The sequence below is a fragment of the Rhodospirillaceae bacterium genome (genome assembly GCA_018660465.1).
Lineage (GTDB): Bacteria > Pseudomonadota > Alphaproteobacteria > Rhodospirillales > JABJKH01 > JABJKH01.
In genome coordinates this window covers 1-15,012 of sequence record JABJKH010000084.1, presented here as the reverse complement: position 1 = coordinate 15,012, position 15,012 = coordinate 1, and the positions used below count along the sequence as shown (strand labels likewise).

The 15,012-nt window shown below is 50.1% G+C and carries 17 protein-coding genes; 7 read left to right on the top strand and 10 right to left on the bottom strand.

What is annotated here, in order from left to right; translation table 11 throughout:
• Nucleotides 1-3: 3 nt before the first annotated feature.
• Nucleotides 4-873: a branched-chain amino acid ABC transporter permease gene (locus HOM51_13015; GenBank protein ID MBT5035426.1), complete on the bottom strand. Its 870-nt coding sequence runs from the start codon at nt 871-873 to the stop codon at nt 4-6.
• A gap of 68 nt (nt 874-941) precedes the next feature.
• Nucleotides 942-1,733 carry an ABC transporter ATP-binding protein gene (locus HOM51_13010; protein MBT5035425.1) on the bottom strand — a complete coding sequence of 264 codons (792 nt, stop codon included), beginning with the start codon at nt 1,731-1,733 and terminating at the stop codon, nt 942-944.
• 184 nt (nt 1,734-1,917) lie between these two features.
• On the opposite strand from HOM51_13010, the gene HOM51_13005 reads away from it, so the two are divergent.
• Both HOM51_13005 and HOM51_13000 read left to right on the top strand, forming a co-directional pair.
• Entirely contained in the window at nt 1,918-2,619 is a 702-nt protein-coding gene (locus tag HOM51_13005) for a transglutaminase domain-containing protein (protein ID MBT5035424.1), read from the top strand.
• Nucleotides 2,612-3,604, top strand: a complete 993-nt coding sequence (locus HOM51_13000; protein MBT5035423.1) for a Gfo/Idh/MocA family oxidoreductase — start codon at nt 2,612-2,614, stop codon at nt 3,602-3,604. The genes HOM51_13005 and HOM51_13000 overlap by 8 nt, the downstream gene beginning before the upstream one ends.
• Here HOM51_13000 and HOM51_12995 read toward each other — a convergent pair.
• Nucleotides 3,597-4,205, bottom strand: coding sequence for a hypothetical protein (locus tag HOM51_12995; protein ID MBT5035422.1), 609 nt, complete (start codon nt 4,203-4,205; stop codon nt 3,597-3,599). The genes HOM51_13000 and HOM51_12995 overlap by 8 nt on opposite strands.
• Nucleotides 4,206-4,426: 221 nt before the next feature.
• Between HOM51_12995 and HOM51_12990 the strand changes: the two genes are divergently transcribed.
• Genes HOM51_12990 through HOM51_12980 form a run of 3 tightly spaced genes read left to right on the top strand, consistent with a single transcriptional unit; the run spans nt 4,427 to nt 6,448 of the window.
• On the top strand, nt 4,427-4,672 hold the full coding sequence (locus HOM51_12990; GenBank protein MBT5035421.1) for an STAS domain-containing protein: 246 nt from the start codon (nt 4,427-4,429) through the stop codon (nt 4,670-4,672).
• Nucleotides 4,673-4,703: 31 nt separating this feature from the next.
• Nucleotides 4,704-5,561 carry a serine/threonine-protein phosphatase gene (locus HOM51_12985; protein MBT5035420.1) on the top strand — a complete coding sequence of 286 codons (858 nt, stop codon included), beginning with the start codon at nt 4,704-4,706 and terminating at the stop codon, nt 5,559-5,561.
• A complete protein-coding gene (locus tag HOM51_12980) occupies nt 5,558-6,448 on the top strand; it encodes a response regulator (GenBank protein ID MBT5035419.1) in 891 nt (296 codons plus the stop codon). Before HOM51_12985 ends, HOM51_12980 begins: the two co-directional genes overlap by 4 nt.
• 226 nt (nt 6,449-6,674) lie before the next feature.
• On the opposite strand, the gene HOM51_12975 is transcribed toward HOM51_12980, so the two are convergent.
• The 7 genes from HOM51_12975 to HOM51_12945 all read right to left on the bottom strand — a co-directional run bounded on the left by HOM51_12975 (nt 6,675) and on the right by HOM51_12945 (nt 13,026).
• Complete coding sequence (locus HOM51_12975) at nt 6,675-7,613, bottom strand: hypothetical protein (protein ID MBT5035418.1); 939 nt, start codon at nt 7,611-7,613, stop codon at nt 6,675-6,677.
• 109 nt (nt 7,614-7,722) lie between these two features.
• A complete protein-coding gene (locus HOM51_12970) occupies nt 7,723-8,028 on the bottom strand; it encodes an antibiotic biosynthesis monooxygenase (protein MBT5035417.1) in 306 nt (101 codons plus the stop codon).
• A gap of 11 nt (nt 8,029-8,039) precedes the next feature.
• A complete protein-coding gene (locus HOM51_12965; GenBank protein ID MBT5035416.1) occupies nt 8,040-9,257 on the bottom strand; it encodes a hypothetical protein in 1,218 nt (405 codons plus the stop codon).
• A 151-nt stretch (nt 9,258-9,408) separates the two neighbouring features.
• Nucleotides 9,409-10,485, bottom strand: a complete 1,077-nt coding sequence (locus tag HOM51_12960; protein ID MBT5035415.1) for a hypothetical protein — start codon at nt 10,483-10,485, stop codon at nt 9,409-9,411.
• Between the two features lie 12 nt (nt 10,486-10,497).
• Nucleotides 10,498-11,241 carry a glutathione S-transferase family protein gene (locus HOM51_12955; protein MBT5035414.1) on the bottom strand — a complete coding sequence of 248 codons (744 nt, stop codon included), beginning with the start codon at nt 11,239-11,241 and terminating at the stop codon, nt 10,498-10,500.
• Between the two features lie 34 nt (nt 11,242-11,275).
• Nucleotides 11,276-12,355, bottom strand: a complete 1,080-nt coding sequence (locus HOM51_12950; GenBank protein ID MBT5035413.1) for an aryl sulfotransferase — start codon at nt 12,353-12,355, stop codon at nt 11,276-11,278.
• 14 nt (nt 12,356-12,369) lie between these two features.
• On the bottom strand, nt 12,370-13,026 hold the full coding sequence (locus HOM51_12945; GenBank protein MBT5035412.1) for a malonic semialdehyde reductase: 657 nt from the start codon (nt 13,024-13,026) through the stop codon (nt 12,370-12,372).
• A gap of 162 nt (nt 13,027-13,188) precedes the next feature.
• Here HOM51_12945 and HOM51_12940 point away from each other — a divergent pair, with 162 nt between their 5' ends.
• Together HOM51_12940 and HOM51_12935 are read left to right on the top strand one after the other, a co-directional pair.
• Nucleotides 13,189-13,947, top strand: a complete 759-nt coding sequence (locus tag HOM51_12940) for an IclR family transcriptional regulator (protein ID MBT5035411.1) — start codon at nt 13,189-13,191, stop codon at nt 13,945-13,947.
• A 224-nt stretch (nt 13,948-14,171) separates the two neighbouring features.
• Nucleotides 14,172-15,012: hypothetical protein (locus HOM51_12935; GenBank protein MBT5035410.1), on the top strand; the 841-nt coding region annotated here is incomplete at its 3' end.

The following is a 15,012-nucleotide window of genomic DNA, read 5'->3' as shown; positions in this document are numbered from 1 at the left end:
TCCTCAGACCCTCTCGATAATCTTGTCGCCGAACATGCCTTGCGGGCGGAACATTAGAAACACCAACGCCAGCATGTAGGCGAACCAGCCTTCGATGGCACCGCCAAACACGGGACCCCAATAAATCTCTGCAACCTTCTCTCCAACGCCGATGATCAGCCCGCCGATGATGGCACCAGGGATCGACGTGAACCCGCCGAGAATAAGCACTGGCAATGCCTTCAGCGCGATAAGAGTGAGCGAAAACTGCACGCCAGATTTCGCGCCCCACACCATACCGGAAACCAAGGCGATGATCCCTGCCACCGACCAGACGATGACCCACATTTTGCCTAAGGGGATGCCGATTGACAGTGCCGCCTGATGATCATCCGCCACGGCGCGGAGGGCGCGACCAGTTGCTGTATACTGAAACAACAGTGCCAACGCGCCGACCAGCAACGCGGCAACGGCAGCGGCGGAAAGATCAAGGGTATTCAGAAGCATTCCCCAAATTTCAAAGGAACTATCCGGCAGGCCGATATCGAGCTTCTTAACGTCTGAGCCCCAGATAATTTGACTGCTGCCTTCTAGGACAAAACTCAAACCAATGGTCGCCATGAACAAGATCATGCCGTCTTGGTTGACCAATCTCCGAAGCATCGACCATTCGATCAGCATGGCCAACGCGATCATCACTAAAATGGTTAGAATAAAAGCGATTGGAAATGGCACACCTGTTTCCATAAGCCCGACCAATGTCAGCGGTGCGAATAACACCATGGCACCTTGGGCAAAGTTAAACACGCCGGAGGCCTTGAAAATCAGCACGTAACCCAGGGCCACCAACGAATATAAAATTCCGGTCAGCATGCCGTTGATAACGACTTCCATAAAGAAGATAGGGCTGTCGACGATCTCAACAAAAGGGGTGATAAATAGGGCTTCCATGTTTCGCCTGCTTAACTGTGCTTAACGCCAAGATAGGCATCGATGACGTCGCTATTGGATCGGACTTCATCTGGGGTTCCGTCGGCGATTTTGCTGCCGTGGTCCAGCACGACGATCCGGTCAGAAATGTCCATCACCACGCTCATGTCGTGTTCGATCAGCACAATCGTTATCCCCAACTTTTCTTTGGCATCAATGATGGTGCGGCACATGCCTTCTTTCTCTTCGCGGTTCATTCCAGCCATGGGCTCGTCGAGCAGAAGAAGGTCAGGCTCAGCAACCAAAGCGCGGGCAAGCTCAACTCGTTTTTGCAAGCCATAGGGAAGTTCGCCGACCTGGGTATCGCGAACGGCCTCAAGTCCTAGAAAGTGGATCATCTCTTCTGCGACCGCGCGGTGTTCGGTTTCTTCCTTTCGGGCGGGGCCGAAGTGCAAGGCCTGCCAGAAAATGTTCCTGTGCATTTTTAAGTTCCGGCCCGTCATGACGTTATCCAGGGTCGCCATGCCGGGGAACAGGGCGATATTCTGAAATGTACGGGCGATGCCCAGCTTGGCTGCGGCATGAGGTTTCATGCGGGAACGGGTTTCGCCTTTAAAAGTAATGCGGCCGCTTTGAGGCTGATAAAAACCGTTGATGCAGTTAAGCAGGGAACTCTTGCCTGAACCATTGGGACCGATAATGGCACGAATTTCGCCTTGGCGGACGTTGAAGCTGACGTCTTCTAGCGCCGCGACGCCGCCAAACGAAAGGCTGATGGCATCCAAGGACAGAAGGTCATCGTCAGTTTCCGTTGAGTTCGCCATGTTTCTTCCAGAGTCTTAATTCCATTTATGAAATCGGCCCCAGAATCGGCCACAGAAGAAGGGATGCGTCAACTCAATAGGATGTGAGGTTTCTCTCGCGATCACGAAGAATTCAGCAAAGGCTCCTTGCAATCTAGAGTCATATTGACCTAAATGCCGTCTAAATTAAAATGAGGGAATAAAGATGACCGATAAAGAAACAGAACTGGCGGAATGCTTGGAATCAACTGATTATTTGGACTGGAAGCACCCGGCAATTAAGAACAAGGCAGACGAACTGACAGCGTCGTGCTCCACGGACAAGGAAAAGCTGGAAAAGATTTATTATTATTCGCGTGAATACCCCTACGATATCTATGAATCTTTCCGCTACTTGGCCGAAGGCAAATACCGCGCCAGTGATGCCATGGAAAAGGGCTACGCGTTTTGCATGGGCAAGGCGAGTATCTTCGTGACGCTCTGCCGCGCGGTTGGTATTCCGTCGCGCATTGGTTTTCAACAAATTCACTGCCCCAACAAAGATTTCATGAACGATGAAGTCAAGGCGGTTTGGACTGATCGTCCTTTGCCGTGGCATTCGTTAGGAGAGGCCTATCTTGATGGCAAGTGGCTGAAGCTGGATGCGACCATTCCGTCCGATATGGCAGATGCCAAGGGCAAGCCCTATACGCATTTCTATGACGGTGAAAATGACATTCCGACGGTAGAAGGCCCCATCACCAAAGACCTGGGCAGCTTTCCGGATTATCCCGAAGATGTCGCCAAATGGTATGTCGAGATGGCCGAAGACTGCATCGAGACGGTCGAAAAAGCGCGTTCGTCTAAGGTGAAGGATGACGACGAATTCTGGACCGGGCCAGAGAAGATTCTAGCTGCCAGTGAGTAAAATGAAGGTCGGCGTGGTCGGCATCGGATGGTGGTCTGATGTGCTGGCTGCAACCATGCAGAAAAGCGACCACCTAGAAGTCGCCGCCTGCTTCACGCGCAGCGCTGAAAAGCGCAAAGCGTTTGCTGACAAGTTCGACTGCTACCCGGCAGAGAGCTACGAAAACATGTTGGCGATGCAGGACCTCGATGGCGTGATCCTGACGACGCCAAATTCCGCCCACCGTCCAGGAACGGAAGCCGCTGCTAAAGCCGGCAAGCATGTGTTCGTCGAAAAGCCAATTTCGAACACCATGGAAGATGGCCGCGCGATGATTGAGGCGTGTAATGCGGCGGGGGTGGTCTTAAGCGTCGGCCACAGCTATCGCCGACATGCAGCCCTTCGCAAGCTACGTGACCTGATTGATACGGGCGAAATGGGGCGGGTTAGTTTGGCCGAAGGTGTTTTCTCCAATTCCAACGGTTTGAAGCTCAAACCTGGCGCATGGCGGACGGACGCGGTGGAAATTCCGGGCGGTTGCTTAATGCAAATCGGCATTCACCACGTTGATAATCTTTTATATTTGCTCGGCCCTGCGACGGATGTCACCGCGTACTTCAACCGCTTGGAAGTCGAACCTGAAATCGAAGATGTTACGGCACTGCTGATGCGGTTTGAAAGTGGGGCTGTCGGCTACGTCGCAGCAGACTATATTTCCCCTCGTCGGTTTCAGATGACACTCCACGGGACCAAGGCGAATGCCTTTTTCGATATTGATAACGACGGTCTGAGACTTCAGCGGATTGGCGAAGATAAGCCGTCCCCCGTCGACATCGGTCCTAGCGACCATCTAATGGCGGAACTGGAAGAATTCGCCGAATGTGTTCAGGATGGCAAGGTACCAGAAGTTGGCGGCACGGAAGCACTGTTGCCGCTGGCTGTGGTGCTGGCGGCGCAACGGTCGTCGAAGGAAGGCCGTTCAGTTTCGTTAAGTGAATTTATGTAAGGCGGGAGAGCTCGCGCGCGCGGGCCGAAACCATCGGGCCGATATTTTCAGCCAGAACATAGATGTCGTCGCTCAGTTGTTTGTAACTTAGTTTCTGAGCTTCTTCGAAAACCGGCTCGACCGAAAAAGTCGTATCCAGATTGTCATTATCGGTGAATGTAAGCACCACCTGCCACGGGCACTTCAATTTCTTTTCAATAGACATTTTGCTGAGGCTGTCGGCTAGCAGTCGGACGTGGAGAACTGATTCCGCGTAAAACCAAACCCTTGGAATTTTCCATATTTTACCATCAAGACCAACATGCCCTTCACAGGACCAATTGGGGGTGAAGATTCCAAGTTTGTTAATTTCAAAAACAAGGGGTGCGATTCTTTCTTCAAGCGGGAAGTGTTCAGGGTCGCTGGTCAGCGTTTTTGAAATAAACCGGCAATCGCGCGAACACATGCATGTGCAGGAGGTTGATCCGCACTTGTCGCATTCACGATGGCAATCCGATCCGCAGGGCCGACCCGTTTGACTGGCCGCACTGGAGACTGTGTCCAACGCCTGCTTGGCGGCAGCCTTGAGTTTCTGATCCTGTTCTTTTCGTTCTATACGCATTTCAGCCTACTACACAGCGGTCTACCCATAATGGCACACTTTTCTGTCCTGTTTATGTATAAATTAATAAAAAATTCTTCAAGGAAAAATGATTGGAATAAATTTTAGAATTGTTCCAAGATTAAAATATACCAGCTTATTTCACGAAGGAAAAATTGATGGAATACAGGTGTGTCGCTAATGGGGACGCGATAGAGGTGTTTTTATCGGGGCATCTTGTCATGGAAGTAAATAGTCAGTTCAGGGTTATAAATACGGAGATTAACGGTCAAGATGGTGAGAGCATAGTCCTCGATTTAACAAGTGTGGAATTCATCGACTCTGCCGGACTAGGGCTGTTGCTGGAGATCAAAGCGAATGCTGATAAAAAAGGACGTGCAGTTTCGATGCGCGTGTCGGAAGGTGGGCAGGTCGCGACGATGTTAGAAGTTGCGCACTTCGGTGGTGTAATAGCGATTATCCAATAACTCGCTATATCGATAGCTAGGTTGAGAAAATATGGCAGCATCCTCTGCAATTACTACAGTGTCGAAGCAGACAGATGATGGCCGGGCCGTTGATTTAGAACGCTACCATGCTCAAATGGAAGCCGAGTTAGCAACAGCTAGAATAATGCAGTTGGAAACTCTGCCTAAGGCAGAACAATTACAGATCCTTCAAAAGAACTTTGGCATTAATATTACGGCCTGGTTTGAGCCCAGTGATCAAATTAGCGGCGACATTTGGGGTGTATGGAATTTGAGCCCCACCAAAATGGCTGTGTATCTACTAGATTTCTCAACACACGGCGTTACAGCGGCATTGAATACGTTAAGTTTCAATATGATGGTCCGTCGACGTGATAAGTTAATGTTTGATCCAGCTGAGTATCTTAAGTTTCTAAATAATCAATTATGTCCGGTATTGTTACCTGAGCAATTTGCAACAGCACTTTATGGAATTATTGACATAGAGAGCCATACGTTTACCTACGCTGCCGGAGCTTCGACTCAACCTCTTGTGCTCAGTTTGGGTGCCCAGGAGATAATTGTTGGTGAACGGTCAGGGCTTCCCCTTGGGATTTCTAGTAATGCTTCGTATGTAAACAGAAGTCTGCCTTTTTCACCGGGAATGGCGCTCTTTCTTTATAGTGACGCCATGTCAGAAGGCCGCCGGGAAGATGAAACACTGATTGGCGATGCTGGCGTAATTGGTCTTGTCAAATCAGCAAGTGTGAATGCCGGAGAAGAATTCGATGCTTCTAAAGTTCTGGAAATGTTTTTTGAAATTGCCGTTCGTCCTTTGAAGGATGATCTTACGGTCGTTTGCCTCGTTCGCCCAACTGATGGACACCCAACTGATGGGGCCGCATCGTGAAACAAAGAATCCTCGTTGTTGATGACAATAAAGATAACCGCGATCTATTGAATTTGATCTTGGGGAATGATGGTTATCAGGTTGAAGAAGTCCAAGATGGTCCAGAAGCCTTGGAAGTTCTGTCCGACCCCCACCAAAAGTTCAGTGCAATCCTTTTGGATAAAAATATGCCCAAGATGGACGGCTTTGATGTTTTGCGAAAAATAAAGAAGACCCCGGAGATCAAAAGTATTCCCGTTATTATGCAGACGGCGGAAAAAGAGACGAAGCAAGTGGCCGAAGGCATAAAGGCTGGGGCCTATTATTATTTAATCAAGCCGTACAGCCCTAACGTCATGCTGACCATTGTCAAATCTGCAATCGATGATTCAAGGCTCTATCGTAATTTACGCGAAGACTTGAATAGCAGGAAAGAAGCTTTAGCCAATATGCTTACAGGCCATTTCCGCTTCCAGACAATTGCTCAGGCGCAGGACATTGCAAAACTTGTTGCGCTTACGTGCCCCAATCCGGACGCAGCAATTATTGGGCTTGTGGAACTCATGGTGAACGCAGTGGAGCATGGAAATTTAGAAATTGGGTACAATCTCAAAACAGTCCTTAAAGAGAATGGAGATTACGACCGAGAAATTAATCGACGCTTGGGCCTGCCAGAATACGCTGAAAAATCCGTCGATGTATGGGTTGTTAAGGGCAAGACCGAAATTGATATCCAAATTCAGGATCAAGGCGAAGGCTTTGACTGGGCACCCTACCTTCAGTTTGATCCGAACAGAGGGACCCACACCCACGGTCGCGGCATTGCCATGGCCGGAATTGCCGGGTTCTCGTCGCTAGACTATCAAGGGTGCGGCAACAAAATTGTCATCAAAATTGATATGGCTTAAAGAAAAATCGGTTGAGCCTCCACCATTCATAAATGATAAGAACACCGGGGTGCTTTCCGCCCGTGCATCACCTGTGATCCAGGTCCCCATTAGCACAATTGCAAAAAGGAACTTAATTGCCTTAGTCATGGAACAAACTCCCCGCTTTGCGATTTAATGAACGTACAGAACTGTAGTACTGCTGCCTATACCCACAGAAGTGTTTAGAGCATTGATGAACCCTGGTTCAAATTTCTAGGGCTGAAACAGCATCCTTTATGTAGCGCTTTATCCGTAATGCCTGATTGATGGTTTGGGTCATCGCGGTTGGGCTGGCAGTCTTACAGGCCTCGAATGAGTTTTCCAATTTAGCGTCATCACGGACCGGAGTGAAATGGAGGAGATGGGTTTTGTCCGGATTGCTTCTGATGGACATCAATTCCACCAAACCATCCCGGCAGGTTTCGAAATTTTCATTTCGGCGACTGTTGTCAAAGATGAATTCGTGAGCAAGCTGGAAGTTTTTTTCTAGGTTCATTGGCATCATAAAAGTGTTCGTACTATCGAAACCCAACACGCCATTTTCAAACTCGGTAATGATTGGCAAAAACGGTGCTAAATTTGGAAAGAAGATATTGGGCACCATTCTACATTTCCAATAGCTTTCTGCGACAGCGGCAAATGCGTGGTAGGAGTCAATGTTGCGAAATCCGGAATCCTGAATGGGAAGGATATCTACCTTATCCTTGGTCGGATCGACCGTGTCATTTGCAACATCGATATAATAGCTGCCGGCTTGAATGGCATTTTGGAAATAGCTTTGTCGAAGCTCCCCCCAAACCCTTTTGATCTGACCGCCCTCACGCGAAAATTTCTGGAGTGCCCGGAGCCCCTTTGAATTGGAGGACGGTACCGCTTGCGATATCTTGGATAACATGTGGCGAGTGATTTCTAAGCAGCAACTCACAGGATAATTCGAAAGTTTCCAATGTTGCTCGGCATTGAGTTCGAGATCACCTTGGGTCGCACGATCGCGGAGTTCCAGAAAATGCGCGTCGGCTTCTACCCTTAATGCATGGAGGTCGCGATGGAGGGCGTTCAGATTTTTCTCAATATATTTTTTGCTTAATTTTCGTGCTCGCCGATCCGGTGGCACAATCAGGTTCGCGCGGTAACCTGAGATCATGCTATCGAGGCTCAGTACAGTTTCCCCAGGGGCTAGCGCCTGTTGCCCTGGGGACGGATTTTCTGGTCGTACAGAATTCAGATTATTGGTGCCTTTATTAGGTTAAGCGTCAGTCCGCCACATCAATTCCAGACAGAACTTTTACCGCAATATCTGCGGCTAAATTATCTGCAATGACAGCGCGGTAGTTTTTGTAGTGCTCTGTCCCACGATGATGATCCAGCGCCGTCGCGTTTTCGTAGATTTCAAACAAGTGAAATGAGGCGTCGCCTTCTTTGATGCGGAACAGGTCGTAGCGTTCGCAACCCGGTTCGTTCCGGGTTGGGGCCACCATGCCCTGAAGAATGCCTTCGACAGTAGCCTCTGCCCCCGCTTTGGGGGTGAAACTCGCAAAAACAATGATTTTGTCACTCATGGGTATTCTCCTTAAATATCAATTTCCATTTCGAGGATATAGAGACCGCCTGCGAAACGGTCGACGGCGTAGACGATTTGATTTTCGTCCACATAGACGTCGTTGATTTGCACTGAATCAACCCGCGAATCTTTTGGCGTTGCGGGGACGAAATAGGCAATTTCTTCGGGCTGGAACGGGTTCTTGGTATCGAACACGCGGACGCCGGCATTAAAGAATGTTGCAAAGATAATTTCGTCCGAACGATACGCAGGTCCTGGACGGTTCTCGTGCATGTTATGAGACCCATAGCGTCCTCCGCGGCGGAAGAACTCTTCCTTGTCTGGCATCGGGAAGGTGGAGATCGGCACGAGATTAGTTTCTTCCCGCATGTCCAACATCCACGTCAGCTTGGGCCAATCGGCTCCGCCATCGCGCACGCATTCGTCGGACACGATCATGAGATCACGGCTGAACAAGGGCAGCGCCGTGTGAGTGAAACCAGGGAACGGTGGGTGTGGGCTCCAGTTGGTCACCATCTTTGGATGGGCTTTGTCGGAAATATCCAAAATGACCGTGCCGCCGTCTAGGTAGCCAAGATAGGCGCGGTCCGGATGGTCTGGATAGACATTGGTGTTATGAGTCCTGTAGCCACTGTCGAACAACGGATTGCGCGGCGGCGGTGGGGCGCTGTCGCCTTCGCACGTGCCAGGATACCACCAACGGCCTACTTCTTCAGGTTTTGAGGGGTTGCGAATGTCGATGCAGCGGTAGAACTGGCAATCCAGATCATTAGTAGGTTTAAAGTCAGGCGCGCCAGCGGAGGCATGAATATATTCACCATCGACGAACCAAAGCTGATGCACGCCCATGGAGCCAGGACCAGAGCAATCAAAAAAGGAAATTGTCTTCGGATTCTCTGGATCACTGATATCAAAAAGCTCAATGCCCGCAGGTTCTACACCTAGTTTGTGATCAAACAAACCCTGCGGTCCAAAGCTCTGATATGCGACCGCCATGATATCGCCGGTAACTTCCAAGGAATTGGAGCGGACTTGCTTGTGGGGCAGTTCGGTTTGGCAGATGACCTTTGGCTTACGCGGGTCGGTCACATCAACGCCGGTGAAATTCTTCGGCGGTCCTTCGTGGGCCAGCCACATGATACGGCGTCCGTCTTTGACTTCTTGTATCGCCATCCCTTCGCCAATGCCGCCGTATTCTAACAAGCGGTCGTGGCCGATTAGTTTCATATTAAAGGCTTCGTCTTTATCCTTGGACATGGTTTCCCCTGTTCTCAATTGATTTATGGCCGCAGGCGTATCGCGACCGAAGGTGATGGTGAACTAAAATTTATGGTCATATCCTTAGCTTTTGGCTCCCGATATTTCAATTCAAAAGTGATCAATTGTGGGCCAGGCCTTTAATAATTATTGCTGCCTCATCGGCGCCAGAGGGCGTTGGAAGGGTTGTCGGCAAGGAACGTTCTAAAAGATTTTGGACGGCATCAGCAATATCTCCGGCCGCCATTACCGACGCACTAATGGGTGCGAAGCAAGTAACCTCGTCTAACCAAGCCTTCATAAATTCGGTCTCCGGCCAATCAGGTCGTTCTTGAAGCAAAACCCGTGTGCTTTGACATGCAGCTTCAACGATTGTGCCATAACCTGGCTTGGTAACGACTAAGTCTGCATCAGGAATGGCTTCGAAAAATTGCACCCCAAGGTCTGGTAAGCAGAGAATATCTGGGCGGTTTGCTTGATCCGATTGTTCGACCAGCCAGATAGTGTCGTTGAGTTTGGGCAAGGTTTTAGGACGGCCAATTCCCTCAATGCCACCAAACCCGACCAACACAATACGCGTTTCTTCGGACAGGTTGGCGCGTTCCCTTATAACTCCAAGGCTGTCAGGGGCCATACGAGCTGATGGCCCGATGGACTGGCGATTGGTAATTTTGGACATGGGAAGATGGGGGGCAATCTGTAAAAATTTATTTGCGCCGTTGTAGGCGTCTAAGACTTGTTTTGCAATGCGGGATGCCTCCGCTCTATTCCCACAATAGGCCTCATAAATGTCAGCCCAATTGAGCGAACTTATGGCGAGTGCGGGCAGCCCCAATAATTTTGCCGCCGCGAGGCTCGAATAGGTAATGCCAGTGACGAGAATGTCCGGCGACAGATTCTTGAGGACTTCCGCTTCCCCTGCAACAACATTGCCCCAGTTTTCGTGCAGGTCTTTGAAAGCCGTCGCTGTTTCCTCGACCAACAACTCTGATGGGCCCGCCATGTGGACTTTAGCTTCCGGCGCAGCAGGGGCAGTCTTGAACGGGCCACTGATGAAACGACGAAGGGTTTCCGTGGGGATGCGGGACCTGACCGTAAGTTCCAGGTTCGGAATGTGGACACGAAGCCGGCCCGCCACCGGCGCTATTTGCGCGAGATGGCCATACCCATGGTCAGAGATATCAAGAACAACATGCATTCGAAGCTGCTTCTAGCAGGCTTGCTTGTCCGGGTCCATAAAGGCATAGGCTTCCTTGACCGCAGGGCGTTCTTGGATGCGCGCGAACCAGTCTGCAAGGTGGGGGCGTTTGGTCACTTCATCACCAAAGCCATTGGCCTGGAACCGTTCGACAAACGGCAGGACCGCAATGTCGGCCAAGGAAAAAGTATTGCCGGTCATCCAAGGACCACGTTCAAGATCCTCCTCCATCAGGGTGAGTTCGTCTTTAACCCGTTCGACCGCGAAGGCAACGATATCGTCAGGAATGCCATCGGAATTGCGGATTTCATCGGCGCGGCGTTGCAGGTCGGGTTGAGATTCGACCATTTTCATCAGGACATCTCGACCATGTTTTTCGGCATATTCTTCCCAGCGGTGGGCGTGGTGATTGTTGTGAGAAATCAGATGCATGTTTTTGTGCAGGGTGTGTTCGGACTTATCCATCCAGACCCGCATCTTCGCCCGTTCCCAAGTATCGTCAGATTTCAGCGACGAACCATCGAAGGTCTCGTCGATGTATTCGATGATGGCGTTCGATTCGATAACAACGCGCCCATCATGCTCTAGCGCGGGAACGACACCCTTGGGGTGAATTTTGACGTACCACGGTGCCCAATTTTCGAACTCGTGGAGATTAATATGGGTGCTTTCCCAATCAACGCCTTTTTCGTGAAGGGTGGTGCGCGCTTTTCTGGAGCATGTGGAACCCCACCAGTGATATAGCATTACGGTCATGTCTTATTCTCCTTGTTGTTTTACCTGGGTTCTTTTACCAGGGGTCAGCAGGCAGGCGGCCCGCGAGTTCCACGGCGTCCGGTGCATAAAAATAGTTCCGGAATATAGAATTAGCGCCCTTGAACGTTTGGTGATCTTCTACAAAAAAGGGCGAAATATATTCCCAGATCGTTTCACCATCAGGGGTGACTTCAAATAAGCGGCCCCAAATACCTTCCGTTATAGACGTCGTGCCAGAGTCTAATCGTTCGGCACCGCTGATGAACCAGCTGAAAAATGTGAACGGCGGTGATCCCCTATATTGCCACACAGGCTTTTTTGTTTTGGGGTCGAGTTCAACAACACTTGATCCGCCTTCGGGACCAATGCTTAAAACGTTGCCACCATTAGCAAAGAACATAATGTTCCCATTTTTCATCATGCTGACATTATGCTGCTGGCCATAGGAGTAGTCGCACATGTGCCACTTAAACTTTTTGGTTTTGCGATCAATAATTGCCATTAAATGGTTGTAGCGAAAATTAATCAGTACGTCGCCGTTATCCAGCGGTGTGATGCAATTGGTGTGGCAGTATTCCACCCGGGGACACATGGGATTGATGGGGAAATTATACATTTCTTCGCAGTCTTCCGCGCGCCATTCCCAAACGATGGTGCCGTCGGGCTCGATCTCCCGGACCACATCGCCCCAAATTCCATCCTCGTGTTCTGAACCTTCACGACCGCCTTGAACGCGTTTCTGATTTTCTTCTTTCATCAGTTCCCATCGGACGTAGAGCGTATTACCGTTCTTACAGCGCCTGAAATCGTGATGCTGCATATCGTCCTGAAATTCCCAAACGACGTTGCCGTCCCAGTCCCATTCCTGGATCAAGCCGCCCTTCGCCGGCAGACCTTTGGGGCCGTCGGGTGTGCGGCAGGCGGATAGCATGTTGCCGTTGGGCAAAAGATATCCGTAGTTGCCGGGCTCGTATGGCAGTTCCCAAGAATGAACAACCTTACCAGCCATATTGATGACCCGTACTTCCGGTAATCCAAACGTTGAAAAGATTCTATACCCTGGGGTTGCTCGGTCATGGTCACAAATGGTCAAGCCGGTCTTTTGGATATACATGGGGCGTCTTTCCCTTAGATAATCTCACAGAGTTCTTCGAAGGGCGGACGGGGTAGTTTCTGCCAAACATCGGCCTCCTTACCATGCCCGATACCACAGATGAAGTTCGAACGTAGGGTCGTGCCAGCGAAGAACTCTTTGTCGATCATCTCATTATCAAACCCGGAAATCGGGCCGACATCAAAGCCTAATGCCCGCGCCGCGATGATGAAATAGGCTCCTTGTAGAGTGCCGTTACGGAAGGCGTCATCGTCGGCGCGCTGTTTGTTTTCAATGAACATTTGCTTTTTCGTTGGGCGATGGGGAAACAGGACCGGGAGCTTCTCATAGAATTCCATATCGTAGGCGAGAATGGCGCACGCAGGTGCCGTGACGGCCTTTTCAACATTATTGCCGTGAAGGGCCGGGATCATTCGCTCTTTGGATTCTTGAGAGCGCGTGAAAAATAGTCGGATCGGACACCCATTATTCGATGTCGGCCCCATGATCATGATGTCGTAAATTTGCCGCAGATCATCGTCGGTTACCGGCATGTCGGCCCATGAATAGTGAGTCCGTGCGCGGCGCAATACGAGATCAATTCCATCATCATCGAGCCGCGTTATGCGGCTGCGAACGTCTCTTACATCTTTTTGCGCTTCGACGCGGGCATTGTCCATCTGTTCCGGCATGTATCCTGGCTCCCTAAAATAGATCGAATTAAATACCACCATAATTATGAGAGTTCAATTGGTAAAATAAATGGTTTACTTAGTGAACCCACCGAATTACACTCCTTTTGACGTTTTCGAACATGAAGGCCCTCAAACACGAAAGCTAAAAAGGCGCATGAGATGAAGACCAATCGATCTGTGGAGCGAGCTATCAGCGTGCTGGTGGCTGTTTGCCAAAGCGACAGCCCTATGGGACTGACTGAAATCAGCCGCGGTGCGGGGTTGGATAAGGCGACGACGCTTCGCCTGCTGACCACCCTTGGGAATGCAGATATGGTGCGCCAAGAAGGCGAGTCGCGGTGCTATCTCCCGGGGGCCGGCATTTATAATTTCTGGCCAAGTGATATCCGAAGTATTTGCCATCCTCATCTTCAGGCCTTGTTGGGCAAGACCCAGGAGACGGTGTGCTTGATCACGCCGCGGGGCAATCAACGTGTGTGTCGCGATTCGCTGGAACCGGACCGTGACCTTCGAATCGTCGCACCCGTCGGTCGAGAAATACCCATTTTTATGGGGGCGTCGGGCCGCGCAATGATGGCGTTCATGCCTGAAGCGCAACGCGACCGAATTCTTGATCAGGTCGCCTTTAAAGCCATGACAGCAAAAAGCGTTACAGATCGCGACGCTTACATACGAGAGTTGGATGAGGTTCGGCAATGCGGCTACGCATTTAATGTCGGAGAAGTGGCCATAGATACGTCGGCAATTGCAGCGCCGGTTTTTGATGGTCTCGGAAATGTTGTGGCTGCAGTGGTGCTTCGGGCGCCGGATACGCGGCTGCCTAAAATGAAAATTTCGAGTATTGTTCGGGAAGTTGTTAATACGGCCCGAGATATCTCTGCAGAATTAAAGGAAATGCAAACGACAATGGCAGCTTGATCTCTTGCGGGAGAAAACAAGTATTGCTAGGCTACCGACAGCAGGGGGGAGAGAAGGATGATATTAGCATCTGCTTTCCATAATTTTCTTCCCACTAACCCGCACTTAAGCGGGGTCAACTTCAACAATCCGGTCAATTAAGAAGCCGGGGGTAAATAATATTTTCGGGCGTGCAAATGCCGCCTTTATATCAACTGGGTTAACCAAAGTAGGAAGAAGTAAAAATGGGAAAATTTAGAAACTTACTCTTGGGAGCGGCAACGTTCTCACTTGCTGTGACAGGCTTTGCCGTCACGGAAGAAGCACAAGCGAAGGAATTCTACGCAGGTAAAACGATTACGGTTCTGATTGGCCGTCCTGCAGGTAGTGGCGCTGACTTAACGGTCCGTTCGTTCCTTAAATACTGGAGCAAATTCATTCCTGGCAATCCAAAACTCGTCGGCAAGCAACTGACCGGTGGTGGCGGAAAGAAGATTTATAACCACATCGCCAAAGCCAAACCTAATGGGCTACAGATGATCTTCACGCCGTATAACTCGATTCCGCAAATTCAGAAGCAAAAGAGCATGCGGGCCGACTTCACCACAATGGCTTTCGTTGGTGGTTTGACCAACTTGGCTATGACTTATGCCAGAACGTCAGTTGTTAAAAATCGTGATGACATTGACAATTTGAAGGCGGGTGCAAAACTTGGTGGCCAACGGCCTCATCACAGGTTTGACCTTTTGAGTCGTGTTAGCTTGGACCTGATAGGTGCCAAATATAACTACACGACTGGCTTTAAGGGCTCCAAAAAAGTTTATAACTCAGTGCTGCGTGGCGAACTCGACATGCAGACAGTGGGCCTAAACGTGTTCTCCAGTTATGCAGTTGATGCATTGGTTAAGCCTGGTAAGGCAACCGCACTGTGGTATCACCCGACGCCGACTGCTGCTGGTGGCTACGCCAACTTGGATCACATCTTTGGCGACGTGCCGAGCTTCCCCAATTTCTATAAGAAACACACGGGCAAAGCGATGTCAGGTAAGCTGGCCAATCTTTATCAGTGGATGGTGCGGACACTTA

Excerpts from the sequence above, each read along its gene's own strand:
- HOM51_12990 (MBT5035421.1), top strand. The coding sequence starts at position 4,427 with ATGGAAGTAAATAGTCAGTTCAGGGTTATAAATACGGAGATTAACGGT.
- HOM51_12945 (MBT5035412.1), bottom strand. The coding sequence starts at position 13,026 with ATGCCGGAACAGATGGACAATGCCCGCGTCGAAGCGCAAAAAGATGTA.
- HOM51_13015 (MBT5035426.1), bottom strand. The coding sequence starts at position 873 with ATGGAAGTCGTTATCAACGGCATGCTGACCGGAATTTTATATTCGTTG.
- HOM51_12985 (MBT5035420.1), top strand. The coding sequence starts at position 4,704 with ATGGCAGCATCCTCTGCAATTACTACAGTGTCGAAGCAGACAGATGAT.
- HOM51_12995 (MBT5035422.1), bottom strand. The coding sequence starts at position 4,205 with ATGCGTATAGAACGAAAAGAACAGGATCAGAAACTCAAGGCTGCCGCC.
- HOM51_12975 (MBT5035418.1), bottom strand. The coding sequence starts at position 7,613 with ATGATCTCAGGTTACCGCGCGAACCTGATTGTGCCACCGGATCGGCGA.
- HOM51_13010 (MBT5035425.1), bottom strand. The coding sequence starts at position 1,733 with ATGGCGAACTCAACGGAAACTGACGATGACCTTCTGTCCTTGGATGCC.
- HOM51_12970 (MBT5035417.1), bottom strand. The coding sequence starts at position 8,028 with ATGAGTGACAAAATCATTGTTTTTGCGAGTTTCACCCCCAAAGCGGGG.
- HOM51_13005 (MBT5035424.1), top strand. The coding sequence starts at position 1,918 with ATGACCGATAAAGAAACAGAACTGGCGGAATGCTTGGAATCAACTGAT.
- HOM51_12960 (MBT5035415.1), bottom strand. The coding sequence starts at position 10,485 with ATGCATGTTGTTCTTGATATCTCTGACCATGGGTATGGCCATCTCGCG.
- HOM51_12955 (MBT5035414.1), bottom strand. The coding sequence starts at position 11,241 with ATGACCGTAATGCTATATCACTGGTGGGGTTCCACATGCTCCAGAAAA.
- HOM51_12940 (MBT5035411.1), top strand. The coding sequence starts at position 13,189 with ATGAAGACCAATCGATCTGTGGAGCGAGCTATCAGCGTGCTGGTGGCT.
- HOM51_12950 (MBT5035413.1), bottom strand. The coding sequence starts at position 12,355 with ATGTATATCCAAAAGACCGGCTTGACCATTTGTGACCATGACCGAGCA.
- HOM51_12965 (MBT5035416.1), bottom strand. The coding sequence starts at position 9,257 with ATGAAACTAATCGGCCACGACCGCTTGTTAGAATACGGCGGCATTGGC.